Annotated in this window: 16 protein-coding genes and 2 pseudogenes; all 18 read right to left on the bottom strand. The window is 59.7% G+C overall.

Going from position 1 to position 19,526, the window contains the following annotated elements; all coding sequences use genetic code 11:
• Positions 1-544: 544 nt before the first annotated feature.
• The 18 genes and pseudogenes from pstB to OMP40_RS43165 all read right to left on the bottom strand — a co-directional run bounded on the left by pstB (position 545) and on the right by OMP40_RS43165 (position 19,523).
• Positions 545-1,309, bottom strand: coding sequence for a phosphate ABC transporter ATP-binding protein PstB (gene pstB, locus OMP40_RS23440; RefSeq protein WP_277537982.1), 765 nt, complete (start codon positions 1,307-1,309; stop codon positions 545-547).
• 63 nt (positions 1,310-1,372) lie between these two features.
• Positions 1,373-2,134: a phosphate ABC transporter permease PstA gene (gene pstA, locus OMP40_RS23435; RefSeq protein ID WP_420872035.1), complete on the bottom strand. Its 762-nt coding sequence runs from the start codon at positions 2,132-2,134 to the stop codon at positions 1,373-1,375.
• A gap of 189 nt (positions 2,135-2,323) precedes the next feature.
• Positions 2,324-3,286: a phosphate ABC transporter permease subunit PstC gene (gene pstC, locus OMP40_RS23430; protein ID WP_277535068.1), complete on the bottom strand. Its 963-nt coding sequence runs from the start codon at positions 3,284-3,286 to the stop codon at positions 2,324-2,326.
• Between the two features lie 105 nt (positions 3,287-3,391).
• Positions 3,392-4,246, bottom strand: a complete 855-nt coding sequence (locus OMP40_RS23425; RefSeq protein WP_277535066.1) for a phosphate ABC transporter substrate-binding protein — start codon at positions 4,244-4,246, stop codon at positions 3,392-3,394.
• 33 nt (positions 4,247-4,279) lie between these two features.
• Complete coding sequence (locus OMP40_RS23420; RefSeq protein ID WP_277535063.1) at positions 4,280-5,698, bottom strand: stalk domain-containing protein; 1,419 nt, start codon at positions 5,696-5,698, stop codon at positions 4,280-4,282.
• Positions 5,699-5,939: 241 nt separating this feature from the next.
• Positions 5,940-7,514 carry a glycoside hydrolase family 2 protein gene (locus tag OMP40_RS23415; protein ID WP_277535061.1) on the bottom strand — a complete coding sequence of 525 codons (1,575 nt, stop codon included), beginning with the start codon at positions 7,512-7,514 and terminating at the stop codon, positions 5,940-5,942.
• Positions 7,515-7,590: 76 nt separating this feature from the next.
• Positions 7,591-8,385: pseudogene (locus OMP40_RS42185) on the bottom strand (glycosyl hydrolase 2 galactose-binding domain-containing protein); the annotation flags it as partial.
• A gap of 191 nt (positions 8,386-8,576) precedes the next feature.
• The gene (locus tag OMP40_RS23405) at positions 8,577-9,278 is read right to left on the bottom strand and encodes a helix-turn-helix domain-containing protein (protein ID WP_277535057.1); all 702 of its coding nucleotides are present in this window, start codon (positions 9,276-9,278) and stop codon (positions 8,577-8,579) included.
• 840 nt (positions 9,279-10,118) lie between these two features.
• Positions 10,119-10,667: a Gfo/Idh/MocA family protein gene (locus OMP40_RS23400; RefSeq protein ID WP_420872034.1), complete on the bottom strand. Its 549-nt coding sequence runs from the start codon at positions 10,665-10,667 to the stop codon at positions 10,119-10,121.
• Positions 10,585-11,139, bottom strand: a complete 555-nt coding sequence (locus tag OMP40_RS23395; RefSeq protein WP_277535053.1) for a Gfo/Idh/MocA family protein — start codon at positions 11,137-11,139, stop codon at positions 10,585-10,587. Before OMP40_RS23395 ends, OMP40_RS23400 begins: the two co-directional genes overlap by 83 nt.
• Positions 11,140-11,166: 27 nt before the next feature.
• Positions 11,167-12,201 carry a Gfo/Idh/MocA family protein gene (locus OMP40_RS23390; RefSeq protein ID WP_277535050.1) on the bottom strand — a complete coding sequence of 345 codons (1,035 nt, stop codon included), beginning with the start codon at positions 12,199-12,201 and terminating at the stop codon, positions 11,167-11,169.
• Between the two features lie 195 nt (positions 12,202-12,396).
• Complete coding sequence (locus OMP40_RS23385) at positions 12,397-12,942, bottom strand: hypothetical protein (RefSeq protein WP_277535048.1); 546 nt, start codon at positions 12,940-12,942, stop codon at positions 12,397-12,399.
• 19 nt (positions 12,943-12,961) lie between these two features.
• Positions 12,962-13,243 carry a hypothetical protein gene (locus OMP40_RS23380; protein ID WP_277535046.1) on the bottom strand — a complete coding sequence of 94 codons (282 nt, stop codon included), beginning with the start codon at positions 13,241-13,243 and terminating at the stop codon, positions 12,962-12,964.
• On the bottom strand, positions 13,185-15,263 hold the full coding sequence (locus OMP40_RS23375; RefSeq protein WP_277535044.1) for a heparinase II/III domain-containing protein: 2,079 nt from the start codon (positions 15,261-15,263) through the stop codon (positions 13,185-13,187). The genes OMP40_RS23380 and OMP40_RS23375 overlap by 59 nt, the downstream gene beginning before the upstream one ends.
• 79 nt (positions 15,264-15,342) lie before the next feature.
• A pseudogene (locus tag OMP40_RS23370) lies at positions 15,343-15,843 on the bottom strand (heparinase II/III family protein); the annotation flags it as partial.
• Positions 15,830-16,405 carry a CIA30 family protein gene (locus OMP40_RS23365; RefSeq protein ID WP_277535043.1) on the bottom strand — a complete coding sequence of 192 codons (576 nt, stop codon included), beginning with the start codon at positions 16,403-16,405 and terminating at the stop codon, positions 15,830-15,832. The pseudogene OMP40_RS23370 and the gene OMP40_RS23365, both read right to left, overlap by 14 nt.
• On the bottom strand, positions 16,368-17,090 hold the full coding sequence (locus OMP40_RS23360) for a hypothetical protein (protein ID WP_277535041.1): 723 nt from the start codon (positions 17,088-17,090) through the stop codon (positions 16,368-16,370). The genes OMP40_RS23365 and OMP40_RS23360 overlap by 38 nt, the downstream gene beginning before the upstream one ends.
• 750 nt (positions 17,091-17,840) lie before the next feature.
• The gene (locus OMP40_RS43165) at positions 17,841-19,523 is read right to left on the bottom strand and encodes a response regulator (RefSeq protein ID WP_277535040.1); all 1,683 of its coding nucleotides are present in this window, start codon (positions 19,521-19,523) and stop codon (positions 17,841-17,843) included.
• Positions 19,524-19,526: the final 3 nt, after the last annotated feature.

Genomic DNA, 19,526 nt, shown 5'->3' with positions numbered 1-19,526 from the left:
GCCCGCATTCAAGCGACGGAATGCGGGCCGAACCGGTTGTCTCGGGGACGGAACGTTGCTTTTTTTTCGATGCATGCCATTATCCCGTTCGCTCAGGCAATCGCCCTCTCATTCGTCTCGTTGCACGCTTGTCCGCCTTTTTGCTTCTTCAATTACAAGTTCAATGTAAACCCCCGGTCCGAGACAGAGCATGCGCTTATCAATAAATGCAGTCGTCTGCCCAACCTCCGCTTTTGATGCAGGATAGCACTAAAACCGCCTTCCGAGCGCAACCCTTCTCATCCCAGCCCCTTCGAACGGACGGATAAACAGCGATTCGAGGAGAAGTGCCTCCTGAGCGAAGGGGATAATGGCATGAACGCCAAAAACGAGCCCATTGATCTGCGGCGAAAGCCGAACCGGCGACCTTTGTTACTAGACGCTTCGCGAATAACGCGAATGCGTCGTCCGCGTCTCGCCGGGTACGAAGGTTCCCTATCTTCCTAAATAATAAAAAAACCCAAGGCAGCACTCCCCTTGAGTTCATAACCCCCCGCAACCTGAATCAGCCGAAGCGCCCGCTGATATAATCTTCGGTCCGTTGGTCGGACGGATCGGAAAACAGCTTCTCCGTCGCGCTGTACTCGACGACCTCTCCGTTCAGGAAAAAGACGGTCTGATGGGACACGCGCGCCGCCTGATGCATGTTGTGCGTGACCATGACGATCGTGTAGCGGTCTTTAAGCTCCTGCGCGAGCTCCTCGATCTTGATCGTGGAGATCGGATCGAGCGCCGACGTCGCTTCGTCCATGAGCAGCACGTCGGGGCCGACCGCAAGCGCGCGGGCGATGCAAAGTCGCTGCTGCTGACCGCCCGAGAGACTGAGCGCGGAGCGCTTCAGGTGGTCCTTGACCTCGTTCCAGAGCGCCGCGGAGCGCAGGCTGTTCTCGACGATCTCGTCAAGCTCGCGCCGCTTCGTAATGCCGTGCAGCCGCGGCCCGTATGCCACGTTGTCGTAGATCGACTTCGGAAACGGGTTCGGCTGCTGGAACACCATGCCGACTTTTTTGCGCAGCGTCTCCACGTGTACGTCTCCGCCGTAAATATCGGTCCCGCCGATCTCGATGCTGCCTTCCACCCGCGCGCCGGGAATCATGTCGTTCATCCGGTTCAGCGTGCGGAGCAGCGTCGATTTGCCGCAGCCCGATGGACCGATAAACGCGGTTATCGCCCGCTGCGGAATTTCCAGCGAGACCTGCTTGAGCGCCTGAAAAGCGCCGTAAAACAAATCCAGCTTGTTGATTTCGATGAGCGCCGTTGCTTGCACGATAAATTCCTCCTTGACTACGATCGATACGATAAGTCCGATTAGATCGAGCCAGCCGAAAAAGGGCTAGCCCTTCATCCTGCGCGCCTTCATCCAGAGCGGCACGCGGAATACGAGGTTGATCGCGAGTACGATCATAATGAGAACGGCCGTCGCCTTCTGCGCGATGTCGCCGGCGTCGGGGACGATCGCTTCGGACTGGACGTACCACAGGTGCACGGCTAGCGTCTCGCCCGGCGACAGCAGGTTGAAGTCCCATAACTCACCGGAGGTGGTGACGCCAGCCGTCAATATGATGACCGCGCTCTCGCCGAAGGCGCGTCCGGCGGTCAGGCAGATGCCGGTGATGATGCCGTTCAGGGCGACCGGGATGAGCACGGTGCGAATCGTCTGCAAATGCGTGGAGCCGAGCGCGAACGAGGCGTTCTTAAGCTCCGTAGGCACCGACCGCAGCGACTCTTCGGTCACGCGCGTCAGCATCGGCAGGTTCAGGAAGGCAAGACTGACCGCTCCGCCGAGTATGGTCAGATCGAGGTGGAAAATGTCCACGAACAGCGAAATGCCGAACAGGCCGAAGATGATCGAAGGCACCGAAGAGAGCCCCTCGACGCAAATGCGGATAAATGCGATAAAGCGGTTGTCCGGCGCGAATTCCGCCAGATAAATGCCCGCGGCCATGCCCAGCGGGATCGAGATCGCAAGCGACAGGAACAGAATATAAAACGAGTTGAACAGCGCGGGGCCGATGCCGCCGCCTTCTTCGATCTCGCTCGGCAATCCGGTCAGGAAGTCCCAGCTCAGATTCGGCAAACCCTTGCGCAGCAGCATGAACAGCAGGCCGAGAATAAAAAAGGATGACGAGAATGCCCAGCGCCCAGACGAAAACGTTAAAAATCCGGTCGTTTCTGGCGGCGGCGCTTGACGATCTCGCGAACGCGTTCGGGCGGCGAACGGCCGCGGCTCCCGGATTGGAGCCGGGTACCGGCGCGATCGGCGCGCCGTTTTTGGAGGAGTCGCTCACGAGGCCTTCGCTCCCTTCTTCTGGAGCAGACGGACCGCGACGATCAGCAGCAGCGAGATCGCGAGCAGCAGGAAGCCCATCAGATACAGCGCATAGTTCCAGGTGGAGTCGAACTCGACGCTCGTGATTTGCATGACGATGTTGCTCGTCAGCACGGCCGTCGGCGTGAAGAGGCTGTCGGCGAGCTGCGGCGTGTTGCCGATCACCATGACGACGGCCATCGTCTCGCCGATCGCGCGCGCCATGCCGAGGATGACCGCGTAGACGATGCCGCTGCGCGCGGCAGGCAGCACGACGCGAAAAATCGTCTGAAAGCGCGTCGAGCCAAGCGCGTACGAAGCGTCCCTGTATTTTTTCGGCACCGCCGAGATCGCGTCATCGCTGATGCGGGCGATCGTCGGCAGCACCATGATCGCCAGCACGATCGCGGCGGCGAGCAGACCGTCGGCCAGGTCGCGGCCCGTCAGCTCGCGAAGCATCGGGATCAGTATCGTAAGGCCGAGATAGCCGTAGACGACGGACGGAATGCCGACGAGCAGGTCCATGATGGGACGCAGCGTGCCGCGCAGCCAGACCGGCGTGATCTCCGCCAGAAACACGGCGATCAGGACGGCGATCGGCACGGCGAGCACAAGCGTAAGGGCGGTCAAGGCGAACGTGCCGAATATGAACAGCAGCGCGCCGAAGTGTCCGTTTTCGGGATCCCAGTTGGTCGAGAAGAAAAATTCTTTAAACGAAACCGTCTCGAACGTCATGACGCCCGTCCTGAACATCAGGATCAAAATGCCGAACAGGACAAGGCAAACGAATACGGCCGCGGATACGCAGACGATCTTGAACGTCGAATTGAAAAACTTAAGCCGGGATCTGCGGTCAAGCGGATCGCCGCCGGCCTGGCGCAAGCTGTTGCCCAGCTCCGCCGGCGCGATGACGCGGCTTTGCGCGTTCATCTCAAGCATTGGACGAATCTCCTCTCCCAAGTCAAAACGTAAAGAAAAAGCCGGCCTTAAGCGCTTTGACGCTGCAGCCGGCTCGATGGCGCGATACGATCGTTATGGCCTTGCTTACTTGACGGCGGCCAGCGGGATGAACTTCAGCTTTTTCAGCGAGCCGTTCTGGAACTTGGCGCTCTGAATGTACTCGATGAACGCCTTGGTTGCGCCCGTCGGCTGGCCCTTCGTCATGAAGTAGCCGATGCCCCATACCTTGTACGTGCCGTTCAGTACGTTCTTCTCCGTCGGTGCGGCGCCGTTGATCGACAGAGCCTTCATCTTGTCGGTCACGTACGGAAGATCGATATAGCCGATTGCGTTTGGCGTCGTCTCGATGGCGGTCTTCATGTCGCCGCTCGAGCCCGTTTCCTTATAGTTGTCGCCTTTCGTCATGAAGTCCTGGCCGCCCAGCGCCTTCATTTGGAAGTTGACGCGCGTGCCGGAACCGAACTTGCGGTTGACGACGACGATGTTGGCGTCCGAGCCGCCGACGTCCTTCCAGTTCGTCACCTTGCCGGAGAAAATGTCTTGCAGCTGTTTGGTCGTCAGGTTGCTGACGCCTACGTTCTTGTTGACGACGGCCGCGAATACGGTAACGGCGACCGGGTTAGCCACTTGGCCGTCGAACTTCTTGAATCCGGGCACGTCGACGGATGCATCCCAGTCTACCGCGCCGATGTCGGCGATGCCTTTGCGCACCGATTGAGGACCGGCGATCGAGCTGACCGCGGACGCCGAGATTTTGACCTTCGGGTTCAGCTTCTGGAATTCGCTCTTCGCCTGCAGCGTCAGCGGCAGCAGCGCGGACGAACCGTTGATGACGATCTTGCCTTTTAGCGAGCTGGCCGCGGAAGCGACGGATGCGCCGCCGGCCGTCAGGGAGACCGCGAGCGCGATCAGCGCGGCGGGTTTGAACCATTTTTTCATCGGAATAAGTGCTCCTCTCGTATTTGAAAAAGATTATCGTGCGATCGGCTTCCAGGTGCCGTTCGCGTTCACGTACAGGCCGTCTTCAAGCGCGATGATCATTTGCGAGCCGTTCACGGCCAGACCGGATGCCGAAGCCGGCACATTGTACAGCAGCTTCTTGGATGCCGTCGCCGGATCGATTTCGTAGATCGCGGATTGGGCGTCGCTCACTGCCGTCAGGGCGTAAAGCTTGCCGCCGGACAGCACGAGTTCTTCCACGTCGCCTTCGGCCAGCAGGGTTGCCGTCTTCTTGTCCTTGTCGACCGATACGACCGTAGCGTTCGCGTTTTCGTCCGCCACGCTCACATAGTACACCACGCTGCCGTCGGGAGAGACCACGAACAGCTTGTCGTCCTTCGCCGAGGTCAGCGCGACCGCGGCCGGCTTTTCAGCCGTCGTGTCGAACAGGTTCACTTGTACCTGTTCGCCGCTTGCGTCGATGGCAACCGTATCCTTGTCCAGATCCGTGCCGTCGGCGGTCGCCTTCGGCGGCGTCGTGACCAGGTACGCGAACCGTTTGCCGTCCGGCGAGACGGACAACGCGGACTTGTAATCGACTTTGTCTTCCACGACTTTCGAGATCGTGCCCGTCGCTACGTCAACCTTGGCGATGACCGAGCCCTTGTCGCCTTGCAGGAAGTAGATCGCGGAGCCGTCGGCGGACCATGCAAGCTCGGTCTTGATCGACGTATCGCCCGTGATTTGCTTCGTTTGCTTGCTTGCCAGATCGATCGCGTACACGGCGCCTTCCGCGTCCGTATAAGCCGCCATGGCGCCGCCCGGCGCAACGACCAGGTCCGAACCGCCTTCGCTGGAGAGCAGTTCCGCCGACTTGCCGGTCGCGACGTCCACCAGATAGTCCGTACGCTTCGTGTCCGACTCGACGGAGACGATCGCTTGTCCGGCGTTAACGAAGCGTGCATTTTCGCCGCCCGCGAGCAGCTTGATCGTGTTGATCGCGAGCTTGCCGTCCTTCAGCGCCATCGTGCCGCCAAGCGCTTGTACGAACGGCTTGACCGCTACGAACGAGGTTCCGTCCAGCACTTTCGCCGCTTGATTCAAGTTAATGATGCTGCCGTCGACCGATGCTTGCTTGACCCCCGTCTTAAAAGCAAAGGAATGCGAATCCAGCGTAACCGTCGTATAGCCGTTAACCGTCGACAGCTTCGCGCCGATCGCAGCGACCAGATCGCGTACCGAGACCAGCGTCTCGCCGTTCGACAGCACCGTGCGTACTTGCGCTTCGTTGTAGTTGACGACGAATACGGATTGCTTGACCGTCAGCGCTGCGGTTTTTGCCGTGACCGACTTGCCGGAGACCGCCGAGCTCGCTTGCGCTGCGCCTGCCGTTCCTGCCGCCGCCGTTCCCAAAGCCGCTGCCAGAATCGTTGCCGCGATTGCCTTCTTCATCACCATGTGCGCCCAGTCACCCTTCTTTTGATTGATCTGTAACTCATTATAGGCAGGTTTTGTAAACCGGGATGGCGGCCTATATTTTGGATATGTAAATTTTTCCGCGCGTTATCATTTCGGGCGAATACGGGACTTCGGAAGCGGTTAAAAACCAAAAAAATCCCGGCGACGCCTCCCTTGCGGGAACGTCTCCGGGACCTGACCGGCCGAATCGGCCTGTGTTTTGTATGCCGCTATTTTAGACGTAATCGATTGTCTTCACTTGATTCAAGCAGGCGACTTTAATTTCCGCGCCTTCCGGCAGTCTGCCTTTCAGGACGATTTCGCGCGTTTCGCCCGCACGGAGGTCGAAGTAGTTGTCCGAAAGCGTGCCGGGGAGATCGACGAGCCCGACATCCTTGGCGAACGCATCGGTCGTCAGCGTAAAGCGCGTATCTCCGTTCTCAAGCGTCTCTTGCGTCGTCCGTACGGTCGCAGGCTTCAGCGCAAGCTGATGCGGCTTGCCCAGCAGATACGTATTCGCTGCCAGCAGGCCCTCGCCTTGATACAGGTTCACGCAGACGATCGTCCGCGCGGGATCGAACCCTGCCACGGAGAACGTGCCGACAAGCGTCGACCGGTGACCTGTCCCCTGTACCTCGTTCACGACGGACTGCACGACGCTGTCCGTGCCCAGATCGTAGAACTCGACGACGATGCGTCCTTCGAAGTCGCCGTGATCGTGAATCAGGTACAGCTCTGCCTCGGCGAGACCCGGCGCGATCTTGGCATACGCATTGGGCGATTGGAAGCTGCGTTTCATATAAAAGTAAGAAGGCTTGTGCACCTTGGCGTAGTCGACGAGCGCCCAGCTGATGGACGGCCACAGATCGCTCCACTGCCAGATGAGCGCGCCGGACGTATCCGGCATCCGCGATACCCAGTGCTCGACGCCGAACCGGAGAGCGTTCGCCTGAAGCAGCTGGTTGACGTACACGAACTCGTCCTTCGCAGCCGGCAGCTTGTAATCGCCGACCGTATAGTAGAACAGGCGCTGGATGCCGTTCGGCGCCTTCTGCATCGCGTCCAGCTTCGGATCGCGCAGCGTGCAGCTCGGATCGACCATGTTCAGCAGAAGATTCGAAGGGTAGGACTGCATGCCGAATTCGGATAGAAAACGGCCGTTCACCTGTCGGTACTCCTCGTACGGATGCGTCTGTCCCCATACATGCCAGGAGTGCAGGTCGCCGTAGTTGCCTTCGAGCTTCGTGTGGTCGAACGTTAGCGAATATGGGCTCGACGGCCAGTACGGCCGAAGCGTGTCGGCCGCGCACGCATCGTGCAGCACCTCGAAGTACAGCTTCTCGCCGTAGCCGTGCAAGCGGCGGGCGCGGCTGCGCTCGACGAATACCTGATTCTCGTTGTTGCCGCACCAGAGCACGATGCTCGGATGGCTGCCGAACTCCGAGATGACGTAGTCGGCTTCCTTGCGCACGAGCCCGCTGAACGCGTCGTCGTCGGGATAGTCGCCGCAAGCGAACATAAAGTCCTGCCAGACCATGACGCCGAGACGGTCGCAGGCGTCGAAGAAGTCGTGGTTTTCGTATGTTCCGCCGCCCCATAAGCGGATCATGTTCATATTCGCCGCCGCGATGCGTTCGATCTCGACCTCGTATTCTTCCCTGGTGTCCAGATTCGGAAACAGCTTCAGCGGGATCCAATTGATGCCCTTGCAAAGAATGGGCACGCCGTTCACCTGAATGATAAATTTGCGCCCCTGCTTGTCGTAGGGCATATCGATTCGAATCTCGCGCAGCCCGACCGTGCGGGACATTGCGGCGACCGCCTCCCCCGCTCTCGTCCAGCACCGAAGCTTCCAGCCGGTACAGCGCCTGTTCGCCATGGCCGAGCGGGTACCAGCGCTTCGGCTGCGCGATCTCGAGCGCCGCTTCGTAAGCGCCGACGCCAGGCTCCAGGCCGACCCTTTCGGTCCGCTCGGCGACGACCGTCTCGCCGTCGAAGATCCGGTAGCGAAGCGCGGCTTCTACGGCTTCCGTGCCGGCCGCGGATAATTGGAACGACGCGTTCACGATCGCCTTGCGATCCGTCAGATGCGTGACCGCATAGCCGAGGCTGTCCGTACGGACAACGTCATAGGCTTCGATCGATACCGGCTTGTGAATGCCGACCGTCACGACCCTGGCGCCCCAATCCCAGCCATAGCCGTATTGCGCTTTGCGGCCGAACAGCCGCGCAGGGATGCCGTTCCATAGATTCAAAGGCTCGCCGAACGCGGCTTCCTTCTCCTTGAGCGTTTTCGTCGGCGAAGCGATGCGGATCGACAGCTTGTTTTCCGCCTGCGCGATCCCCTTGATATCGAAGCGGTAAGCGATAAACATATTTTCGGTCGAGCCGAGCGTTCTGCCGTTAAGCGTCACTTCGGCATACGTGTCTACGCCCTCGAGCACCAGTTCGATCGCATCGCGCGACAGCTCGTCTTCGCCTAACGAGAACGTACGGGCGTAAGTCCAATCGTCGTATTCCACCCACTCGATTTTCGGCTCGAACAGCGTATCGAATTCATTGGCAAGGACGCCCTGCTCCATCAAGTCCTTCTGTACGAATCCGGGCACCGCCGCCCGATAGCGTTCGCCTGTGCGCTCGTTCGAAAGATCCCAGCTTCCGTTCAACAACAACGTCGTCATATTTTTGCTCCTAATCCCGGTAGGCAAGATAGTTTATTCTTGCCCTATTGTACCGTATTCGACTCGCAAAATTTAGGCTAATTGTTATTGTAATTGGCTTTTAATTTGAATAAGACGTTTGCAAAAAAAGAGAAACGTTTAAGTCTGCTTCCGTCACTCATCCCAATAGCCAAGAATCGGCTAAAGTTCGTTCAGGATATCGCGCTGCCGGCTGCCTCGGCTTTGCGTTGGGCGCGCAGACGGCGGACGTAATCCATCGGCGTGACGCCGTATTTGTCTTTGAACATTTGCACCAGATGCCGGGGGCTGATCTTGGACAAGCCTGCAAGACGTTTGATCGTCAGCGGCTCGTAGTAGCGCTGTTCGATGTAGGCGCGCAGATGCTCGAGCGCCAGATCAAGCTCGTCGCTTCGCTCCGCGGCCCACTCGCTCATCACGCGGTGCAGCAGCTCCTGGAACATGAACTGGCCGCGAAACCGCTCAAGTCCGCTATCGCACGTCAGACTGCCGTATACGGCGCGGCTCATCGCGTTGAGCGATACGGGCGGAATTCGCAACGGCTCGCAAGCATGCGGAAACGTCGACTTTTCGGCAGAGCCGTCCGCCATTCTTTCAGAGTCCCGGTCTCTTTTTACGTCGAAATCGAATATAAACAGTTCAAGCGGCCCCTCCCCGTCAGGCAAAAACGACCAATGCGCATAAGGCTCGGCGACATATACGGTCCCCTCGGCGAGCGTCAACGAATTGTCCTGGGTCTGGAGCGCGCCGCTTCCCTCAGTCACGGCCAGGAGCGTGTAGCAGGCGGCATCGGCAGAACGCGGCAAGCCCGGACTGCCGTTCCCGTCGACGATCCGAATTGCGCTACGGAGCTTAAACCACAATTGGTCCAACAAGTTTAATCCTTCAGGCTGCATAAGCGATTTCCCCCCTTGCCCGCACGTAATCCATACTGTCGTTCCGTAATTGGAATAGCGCAATACATGGTCGGCAACGGCATCCTTTCCGGCAAAACGCGCATGATTTGTTTCTATTTTATTGATAATGATTATCAATGTCAAAGTAAAAGTAGAAAAGCCGCCTGCTGCCTTTGTTTGCGCAATGACGCGCAGCGTACGGACTGAGGAGCCCTTATTTTTGTTCCTATCGCGCTTTGCGGCCCGCTCGCGGACCCAGGAGCCTTTATTGCGGGGTTGAAGACCTTTTTTTCCTGGATCTGGGCGAATAACGGCTCTCCAGTCCGATTTGATCGCAATTACACCGTTTTTTACGAAATAGCGTCATCTGAGTCCATCTGGGTCCATCTGGGTCCGGTAGCTTCGCTCGGCTTGCCTTCGCTCGGCTTGCCTTCGCTTACTCCCGCAGTTCTCATATGCCTCTCGCGCTTACCTTGCCGCCTAACGTTATCGTAAGGTTAGCAAGTGAAGCCAGCGGGGGCGATGGGACGCCGTCGCGCCTGTTGCACAGCGTTACTTATCGAGTCTGTGGCGTATTCCGGGACAATGAGGCGCTGTACAGCATTACCTGCCGGAACTGCGGCATATTCCGTGCCGAAGAAGCGTTGAAGGGCATTACTTGTCGACTTTATCGCTTTCTCTCCCATCGGAAAAACCCCCGGGCGAATCTCGCTCCCGGAGGTGATGAATATGTTATCAATTGTGGTTCGGAAATAATCCGCGCGCCCAACCGCTACGACAGTCGCGACAACTGTCCGCCGGCCGGTCGCTCGCCCCGTCTCATCCGATCCGTTCCCTTTCGGCCCGCGCGCGCGCGGGGGGCGGCGTCACCTCGCGCTCCTTGCCCGTATCCGCGGAGCGGTAGATCTCTTCGATGACGGCGACGACGCTGCGCGAGTAGGCCATCGAGCAAGCCGGTTCGCGGCCGTCCCGGATGAATTGGAGCAGATCGTCGAGCTGAAGCTTGAACGCGTCCTCGCCCGCCGCCACCGGGATCTCCCGATAGTCGCCGCCGTCGCTCACCCGCAGCCCTTCGCGGGGATTGAGCTTCAGGATGCCACCCGTGAAGACGAATTCGGTCTCGTCCTTCGGCGCGCCCGGATACCCGGATTGCGACAGCACCGCGGGCAGGCCGTGCTCGTTTTCCAAAAACGCGATGCCGCCGCCCTCCACGTCGCCCCGCGTGCCGTGGCCACTGACGGCGGCCTTGACCTTGACGATGCGCCCGCCGCCGAGCCACTGAATCTTATCGACGGAATGCGCGCCAAGGTTGGCCAGAATCCCCCCCGCCCGCCTTTGCTTTTTCGAAAAACCAGTCCGGCCTCGCATCGCTGAAATAATGGAAGTCGCGCGTATCGCGTATCATGGCGAGCATGCCCAACCGGCCGCTGTCGATCACTTCCTTCGCCGCGAGATTGATGGCCAGATAGTGCTGCGTATGGCCGACCATGACGCGGCTGCCCCCCGCCATCGACGCGCCGATGATCTCGTCGCATTCGCGTACGTTAAGCGCCATCGGCTTTTCCAGCAGCATATGGCAGCCCCGCGCGGCGCAGAAGACGGCAGCTTCCAGGTGGAGGAAGTGCGGCAGCACGATAATCGCCGCGTCGGGCTTCTCCCGCTCCACCATCTCCCGGTAATCGCCGTACGCGCGCAGCCCGTAGATCGCCGCCCATCCCTCCGCGCGTTCCGTCGCCAGATCGGCTACGGCCACGGCCTTAAACGCCGGATGCAGCCGCAGCGCTTCCAGATGATGTCCGGCGATCGCGCCGCCGCCGATCAATACAACCCGGTAGGACACCGCTGTTCCCTCCTTTCGCGAATGGCATTAGAAGCCGAGACCGCTCAGATCCGCCACTTTTCCTTCCTGCTCGGCTTCGTACAGCCGCCAGATGACCCGCAGTCCTTCGAGGCTCGTACGCCCGTCCGTCAGCGGCTTCGTTCCGTTCTGGATGCATGACAGAAAATGCTCGATCTCAAAATGCGTAAATTTGCCGCCCGATTCGTCTTCCATGAGCAGCTCGGTTTCCGAAGCGTTTTCCATATTGGCGTTTTCCGGACGAATATTCGTATGCGCGTACAGCTTGCGCTCCGAGATGTGCGCCTCCAGCATGCCTTCCGTGCAATGCGCGTGAATGCTGTAGCCGAGCCGCGTTCCTCTCGCTCCCCACGTACCGAAGTGATAGCCGAGCGCGCCGTTCTCGAAGGCGATCGCGACGTTGCTCGTCCCTTCCTTTTCCATCCACGGCGTGCCGAAGTTCGTCCCCAGATGCGTGCCGCGGACCGGCTTGCCCATGAACCACAGCATGAGATCGATGTAGTGGCAGCCGTGGCTGAAAAACTGCCCGCCGCCAAGGCGATCGGCCGACAGGCCCCAGTGCCCGTCCGGATAATGCGTATACTGCTCCGTCCAAATGGACAGCTGGAACAGCTCGCCGTAAACCTTAGCGTCGATCAGTTCCTTCAGCTTGACGACCAGCGGCCAGAAACGGACCGGATAGGCCGTCATCAATACCTTGTTCGCCGCTTCCGACGCGCGAATCAGTTCGAGGCACTCGGCCTCCGTGTTGCACATCGGTTTTTCCATGAGCACATGCTTGCCTGCCTGCAGGAAATACATGCCCGCTTCGAAGTGAAGATCGTGCGGCAGCACGACGAGGACGGCGTCCACGAGCTCGGTCAGCTCGCGATAGTCCTCCACCGCGACCGGCGCGCCGTACAGCTCCGCCGCCTTCTCCGCCCGCTCCCGCACGATGTCGCATGTCGCCGCGATCTCCATCCGGTCGGACAGCTTATGAAAGCCGAGCGCATGCGTATCCGACATGCCGCCGCACCCGATAATGCCAAGCCTGATTTTGCTCATCGCTAATCACCTTTCGATGCTGGTCTTGGTTATTGCCTACCTCTACTTTAGGCAATCCCCCCACGGAGCCAAAAGCGACGAATCCGACCTTTGGTTGCCTTTTAAGACTTCTTAGGGATCAGCGACTTCCGCGGTTCCAGGACTGGTTTGGGGCTCTACGCTATCGTCGGCCGCCCGCAGGCAACGGCAGGGGCGTTAAGGCGTCAGCGTGGCGCCCGGATCGGTCACCGTTTGCGTCACGACGCCGTTTTCGCTGCGGATGTAGGCCTTCGACCCATTATACGTATAGCTCCCGTACTGCCGGGTCGTCCCCGCGCCGTCGTGCGCGATCAGATAGGTGTCGGTATACGTATGGCCGCCGTCCGTAATCGTCATTTGAAGTCCCGAAGCCTGCGAAGGCGAGAGCGCCGTCCCGTTCTCGGAGACGCCGAGCCGGGTGACGGTCACCTTGGGCGACATCCCCTTGGCGCCCGGATAGAGGATCGTATCGTAAAAGGCGTTGCCCGTCGCCGTTTTGACGATTTTGATATAAGGCGCCTTCTCGTACCGGCCGGCGTTGTAATACACCCAGCCGGTATAGGCGTCGACCGAAGCGACGGCGCCCGGATCCGCGGGGACGATCGTCATATTGTTATGAATGCTGCCGACAAAACCGATGTTGTCCACGTCGATCGTGCCTGCTGCGCTGCCGCCGTTGCGCTCCACCCGCAGCTCGAGCGACTTGACCTGCGGTTCGCCCATGACGATGGCCGGGTTCGCTTCAAGCGCGAAGTCGCTCCAGGGGGAAGTAGACGGTGCTCCACCCCGTCGAAGCGAGCGAGATCGCCGGCGAGATGTAGCCGTTCAGCAGCAGCCGGAGCTTGTTGCTCGCGTCCCCGTTGCCTTTAACGCGGAGCGAGACGCCTGCGTACAGCCCGTTCGTGGCGATATAGCTGCCGGTCTTCAGCGCGGCGGACTTCGTCGCGCCGGCGCCCATAGAGAAGCTAAGTTTCAGCGCGTTCGCCCCTTCGAACTTGTTCGCCGAATCGAGGGAGAGCGTCATCGCCGGATCGGCCGCCGACCAGGTGTCCAGCCCCATATCGAACGTATCCTTCTCCTGGTAGTAATCGAAGAACCCCAGCTCGTCGATCTGCACGACCGGATTCAAGGCCGTCGAAGACGATCGGATGAAGCGCGTCTCGACGAAGTTGACCTGCTTGACGTCCGCCGACGTGAGCGCCAGCGACGTATTGCTCGCGTTGACGAAGCTGCTCCAGGGCAGGTAGTACAGACGCCAGCCGGAATAATTCATCGTATAGCTCTGCTTCAGCCGCCAGACGTTGGTGGCAGTCCCGTTCGTCGTGCTCATATAAAAAAGTGAAGTTGATCGGCGTGCCCGTCCCCTTGACCGCAAGCACGACCCCGCCCGTCTTCGAGGCGTCGTAGCTCTGCGTCTTGCGGATGTAGTCGAAGTCGCTTGAGGTGCCTCCCGCCGGGAAAGAGAGCGTGTACTTCAAGCTCTTCGCTCCCGAATAGAACGAGGCGGTATCGATGGCGGGCGAGCTGAGCCGGCCCGTCCAGCCGCTCAGGCTGCCGTCTTCGAAGTTCGCGATGCGCTGCGATTCGAAGTTGTCGATATCGTAGAAGTCGTAGAAACGGATATCGTCAAAGTAGACGGTGCCGGAACCGGTGCCCTGGAAGTGAAAGTCGACCGACGTAATGCCCGAAGTCTGACCCGGTCCCATCGCGATCGTGCTGTCGGTCTCCTTCGCGAACATCCGCCACGGCAGGATGAATTGCTTCCAGCCCGCGTAGTTCAGCGACAGCGTCTGGCCGTAGATCCAGTTGCCCGACGAGGTGAGCAGGTACGGCTTGACGGCATCCGCGCTGGAGTTGCCCTTGATCCACAGCGAGATGCCCGAGACGGCGGTCGCGTTGTACGGCGCGTTTTTGCGGAACCAGTTGCTGCCGAGCGACAGGTTGTAATCGACCTTCAAGCCCCGCTGCCCTTCGTACTTCTCCGTATCGACGTTCGCGATCGTCGTGTAGGCCGATTTGGTATAGGCGGACAACGAATTGACCTCGAAATTGTCGATCGTGTCGTTGACTTCGATCGCCTTGGTCGTCGCGTTCACCGAGATCGCGGACGGCGAAAAGTGAAATTGCTGCGAATACGTATGCGAGACCGCGGGGTCCGTCGGCGTCAGCAAGTCGTTCATGATCCAGTAGTTCGGCTTGGCAAAATAAACGTTGCGCTCGGAAGCGAACGGCGCCCGATTGGCGGCGATCGGCGTATCCAGGCTGCTGTAGTCGACGCTTGCCGCCGCAAAATCGTGGATCGCGTCGGTCTCCCAAGCCTTCTCTACCGGCGTCGGATACTGCGAATTGACGTAGTTGTCCATGAAAACCGTATTGTGCGCATTGTAGACAAAGTAGGAAGGATAATTCTCCCAGTCGGAATAATTGCCCTTGCCGGGATCGACGATCATCGGCTCCCCGTTCGATTCGGCAATGATGTTCAGCTGGTCCCGATGATAGTGGCCCGCCAGATATGGCGCCGCGTCAAATACGAAGTAGTGGCCGTCGTTCCAGCCCGTGCGCATCGCGTAGTACTTCGAGTCGTCCAGCCGGACCGACGTAAAGCTCGGCACGGTGGCCGTCACGTTGGCCAGATTCGCCTGCGTCGCGGGCGAGAGCGACCAGAAGTAGGCGCTGCCTATTTTATTGTCGCTCAAATACTTAAAGTCGCCCCGGCTGTACAACGCGGCCCCGAGCGAGAGCAGCGAACGGCGATTGAACGGCTGGCTGTCGCTGATCGGCGGCGTATTGCCCTTCGGGTCCATCATTTTCATGTCCACTTCGAACATTTTCTCCAGCTTCGCGTCCATCGCTGGCGAGAACGGGTCGCCGCCGATGTCGCCCAGCGACTTCATGCGGAAAAACGTCTCGATCATCCATTCGTGGTAGCCGAACGTCAGCTCCTTGAAGAAGCCGTCGCTTAGCACGCCGTCGTCCAGTTGCTCCTGCAGAAATGCTTTGGCACGGGCGTTCCAGTCGGCTGCATGCGAGAATTCGGGGAACATGACGGAAGCCGCGTACAGTCCGTAGCATTCGATGATCTGCATGTTCCCCCGGGCGATAGGCGCCCTCGTAGCCGTACAAGTATTCCGCTTGATCGAGCAGCGATTGAAGGAACAGGTAATTGTCCTCGGCGGTGAACGTCGGAGACTGCACGAAGAACGCATACGCGCCGACCCAGTTGTCCATCCGGATTCCGGTATCGAGCCCGCCCCACAGATTGCCACCCGGGACGTAAAACGAGGCCAGATCGCTGTTGCTGAACGTGCTGAACAGGATCGTGTGCGGCATCGGCGCGTCCCGGTAAAAGTCGCGGAGCGAAGCGACGAACGCCGCTGCGTACGATTCGTCCGCGACGCCGAGCGTGCTGTTCCAGTAAGCTTTGCCGAGATCGAGCCACCAGCCCGTGCGCGCCAGATACTGGGTGAACACGTTGTTCCCCTGCTGCCAGACGATATCGCCGTCGCCGTCGGGATCGAGCTGCCTGTGATCCCCTTCGAACGTAAAGTCGTTGTTTTTGGCCAGCCCGGCCGAAGCGACGATCGCGTCGATCGTATTCGGATACTGGGTATTAAAGGCGTTCATGATCGACGTACGATCGGACCAATTGTAAAAATAGGAGGGGGGACGTTCTGGCCTGCATGTAAGCGAGCAGGTCGGCTTTGGCGCTCTCGTAGTCCTTGACGGCGATATCCGCCTGTACGGCCGACATCGCCGGCTGCGACAGGTCGAGATTCGCGAACAGGTCGTGCGTGTCCGTGAACAGCACCGAGTCGACGTAGACGGTCGATGCGGTCGTCGCACCCGCGTGCTCGATCGACAACGATACTCGGTCGATGTCCGCGAGGTCCGCCGCCGTAGGCGAGACGAAGGCGCCCTGGTAGAATTGTCCCCAGTAGATCGGGATGCGCCGCCAGCCCTCGAAGTCCAGGGCGAACGGCTTGGTGGCAAAGGTCGCTCCCGCTCCGGTATGCAGCCCGGCCGAGAAAAGCTGGCCGGAGCCGTCGCCCTTGACGAGCAGCGAGAGGCCGTTCCATTCGCTCGCGTCCGCTTCGGTCGCGAAGCCGTAGGTCGCCGTCGATACCGAACCGGCCGGCTGCCCGGCGAAGTCAGTATCGATGCGCAGCGCGGCCGCCCCTTCGAACACTTCGCCCGCCCCGGTGCTCTGCGACAGCGTCGAGCTGGCGTCCGCGGTCCACCCCGAGATGCCGTTCTCGAAGTCGGCCACCCGGTCTTCGGCCCAGCGGATGTCGTCCAGGTAGAGCGTGCCCGAGACGGACGGCGCGGTCTCCCCCGAAGCGACGCCCGATCTGGAAGGTCATCTGCGAGACGGAGCTCATATCGGCCGCGGTCGCGACCACGGACAGATCGCCGCTTTTGCGAAAGCCCGACCAGGGCAAGAAGATTCTCGTGAAATCGAAGCTGCCGAACTGCATCGGCGCCGTCTGCCACGTCCCGGTGGCGGTCGTCACCTTAAACGTGTAGCTGCCGACGACGTCCGGTCCCTTGAGCCGGAACTGCAAGCCGTTATAGACGCTCGCATCGACGCCCGGCAGCGTCTTGGATACCGAAGCCGTCGTCGTCGACGCGTCCAGCGCGAAGTCGAGCGCCAGACTGTAAGCCCCCTCGTAAGCGACCGGCGACGCGCTCATCGACGTGATGCCGGACGAGCTCGTCCAGCCGGACGGCGAAGGCCCCGGGAAGTCCTCCACGACCTCGTAATTGTCCACCGCTGCCGCTCTGTCCGGCATCGCCAGCAGCAGCGGTCCGGCAAGACCGAGCGCCAACGTCAAGCTAACGAGCCTGCTCATCCCTTTCATCCAAGCTTTCATAAACCCTTCTCCCTTCGGTCTGATGTGAAGACAGCTTCATTGAATCAGCTTCGACGCCCGGCGGATAGGCCGGGATCCGACCTTTCTGTTCCATTTCCGCCGAAGTCGCAGGCGCTTTTGCGCTCGTGCGGCTGCATACTCGCGCGCTGACATAGGGAGATGGGCGCTAATACTGTTTTGCGCTTATCGGGGCCTTTCCGAGTGTCGCTGAGGTGGCGTTAGTGACATTTTGCACTCATCTGCGCCTTTCCGAGCGTCGCTGAGGTGGCGTTAGTGACATTTTGCACTTATCGGCGCCTTTCCGAGTGTCGCTGGGGTGTCGTTAGTGACATTTTGCACTTATCGGCGTCTTTCCGAGTGTCGCTGAGGTGGCGTTAGTGACATTTTGCACTTATCGGCACCTTTCCGAGCGTCGCTGAGGTGGCGTTAGTGACATATGGCGCTTATCGGGGCCTTTCCGAGTGTCGCTGAGGTGGCGTTAGTGACATTTTGCACTTATCGGCGCCTTTCCGAGCCTCGCTGGGGTGGCGTTAGTGACATTTTGCACTTATCGGCGCCTTTCCGAGTGTCGCTGAGGTGGCGTTAGTGACATTTTGCGCCTATCGGCACCTTTCCTAGCGTCGCTGAGGTGGCGTTAGTGACATATGGCGCTTATCGACATAGCATTTTACTATTTTCCGGGTTACTTCCCTAAAGGCGGTGGTTTCTACGGGAGTTGCGCGGTTTTCCGGCCCCGCTACCATGAGGCTGTCACGTCAGTTGATGGCGCGGAAAGGGCGTTTTGACAGTTCGAAAAAAAAGCCCTTCGCGTGACCGCAAACCATGCGAAGGGCACTTCCGATAGAGGATCAATCCCGCGCCTCGTCGCGATACTCGGAGACGGATTTGCCCGTTACCTTCTTGAACGTCTTTGCGAAATAGCTCGGGTTCTGATAACCGACCCGGAAGCCGACCTCGTAGCTCTTGGTCGAGACGTCCTTCAGAAAACGCTTCGCCTGGTCGATCCGGTAATTCGTCAGGTAGTCGATAAAGCTCTGACCCGTCGCTTTTTTTGAACAGTCTGCTCAAGTAGTCCGGATTCATGAACAGCGAGTCGCCGATGTCGTGCAGCGTGATTTGCTCGTGGTAGCTCTTCTCGATCAGCTTTTTGATATGGTTCACGATCCGGCTGTTGTGGCGGTCTCGGCCGTCCAGAATGAGATCGACCATGAGATCGATGCGCTCCCTGAACCACTGCTTCAACTGATGCAGCGTCGCGAAGTCCGCGAGGTTCAGATAGAGCAGGCGCTTTTCGTCGAAAATATCGGATACGCCTTCGTGCTGCGATTGGAACTGTCTGCACAAAATGATGATCATCTCGAGGCATATCTTGTACACCTGGGCCGGGAGCAGCCGTTCGTCGGACAGCGCCGAGCGGAACAGGTCGTCCACCGCCGCGGCGGCTTCCCTTTTGCTTCCCGAATCGATCGCCGCGATGAGCTTCTTCTCGTATTCGGCCGGGTATTCGGCGGATATGGGCTCGTCCGGCATCGCACGGTAAAGGAGCACCGTCCGATAGCCGCGGAAAAAAACCGCCTGCAGCGCGACCAGCGACTGCTTGTAGGACTCGTTCGCCTGCGTCAGGCTGCGGACCGGCTCGCCTATGCCGATATTGGCGACGACGTCCTCCCGCTCGAGCATCGCGATCGTTCGCCTGCCCGCTTCCGCAAGCTCCTGCCGGAGCGTCCCTTCCCGTTCGAGCGGGCAGACGCAGAGCACGACCAGATGTCCCAGCTGATCGGCCGCGACGAACGCATCGAGCGTGCCGTCGAACTGGCGGAGCAGCCGCTCCTCCAGCCCGAACGGCAGATTGCGCTCCTTCGCCTCTTGCGGCTTGACGGTCGCGACCGCGTATAGGAAGGTTCCGGGGCGAAACGGCAGGCCGGCTTCCGCAGCCGCTTCCGCCAGCTCCTCCTCTCCCTTGCAATGCCCGTACACGATGTCTTTGATCGCTTTCTCCCGGAGCAGCTTCGAGCTGACCCGCTGTCTGGCCTTATTGGACCGCTCCTCGTCCAGCTTCCGCTTCAGCTTGCCGAACTTCTCCTTCAGCTCCGGGAGCTTGGTCGGCTTGAGGACATAATCGAACACGCCGAGTTCGATGGCCCGCTTCGCATACTGAAAATAATCGAAGCCGCTTAGAATGACGAACTGCAGCTCGAAGCCGCGCTCCTTCGCTTGTTCGATCAGACCGATCCCGTCCATCACCGGCATGCGGATATCGGTCAATACGACGTCGGGGCGTTCGGCCGACGCTTCGATCAGCTTCAGCGCATCCGCGCCGTTCGCCGCTTCGCCGATCAGCTCGAAGCCGAGCGACGGCCAATCGACGATCGTCCGGAGCCCGACCCTGATCTTCTCCTCGTCGTCCACGATGACCAGCTTGTACATCGACATCGC

Source organism: Cohnella rhizosphaerae, from assembly GCF_029525575.1.
Classification (GTDB): Bacteria; Bacillota; Bacilli; order Paenibacillales; family Paenibacillaceae; genus Cohnella; species Cohnella rhizosphaerae.
This window is presented reverse-complemented; position numbering and strand designations above follow the sequence as displayed.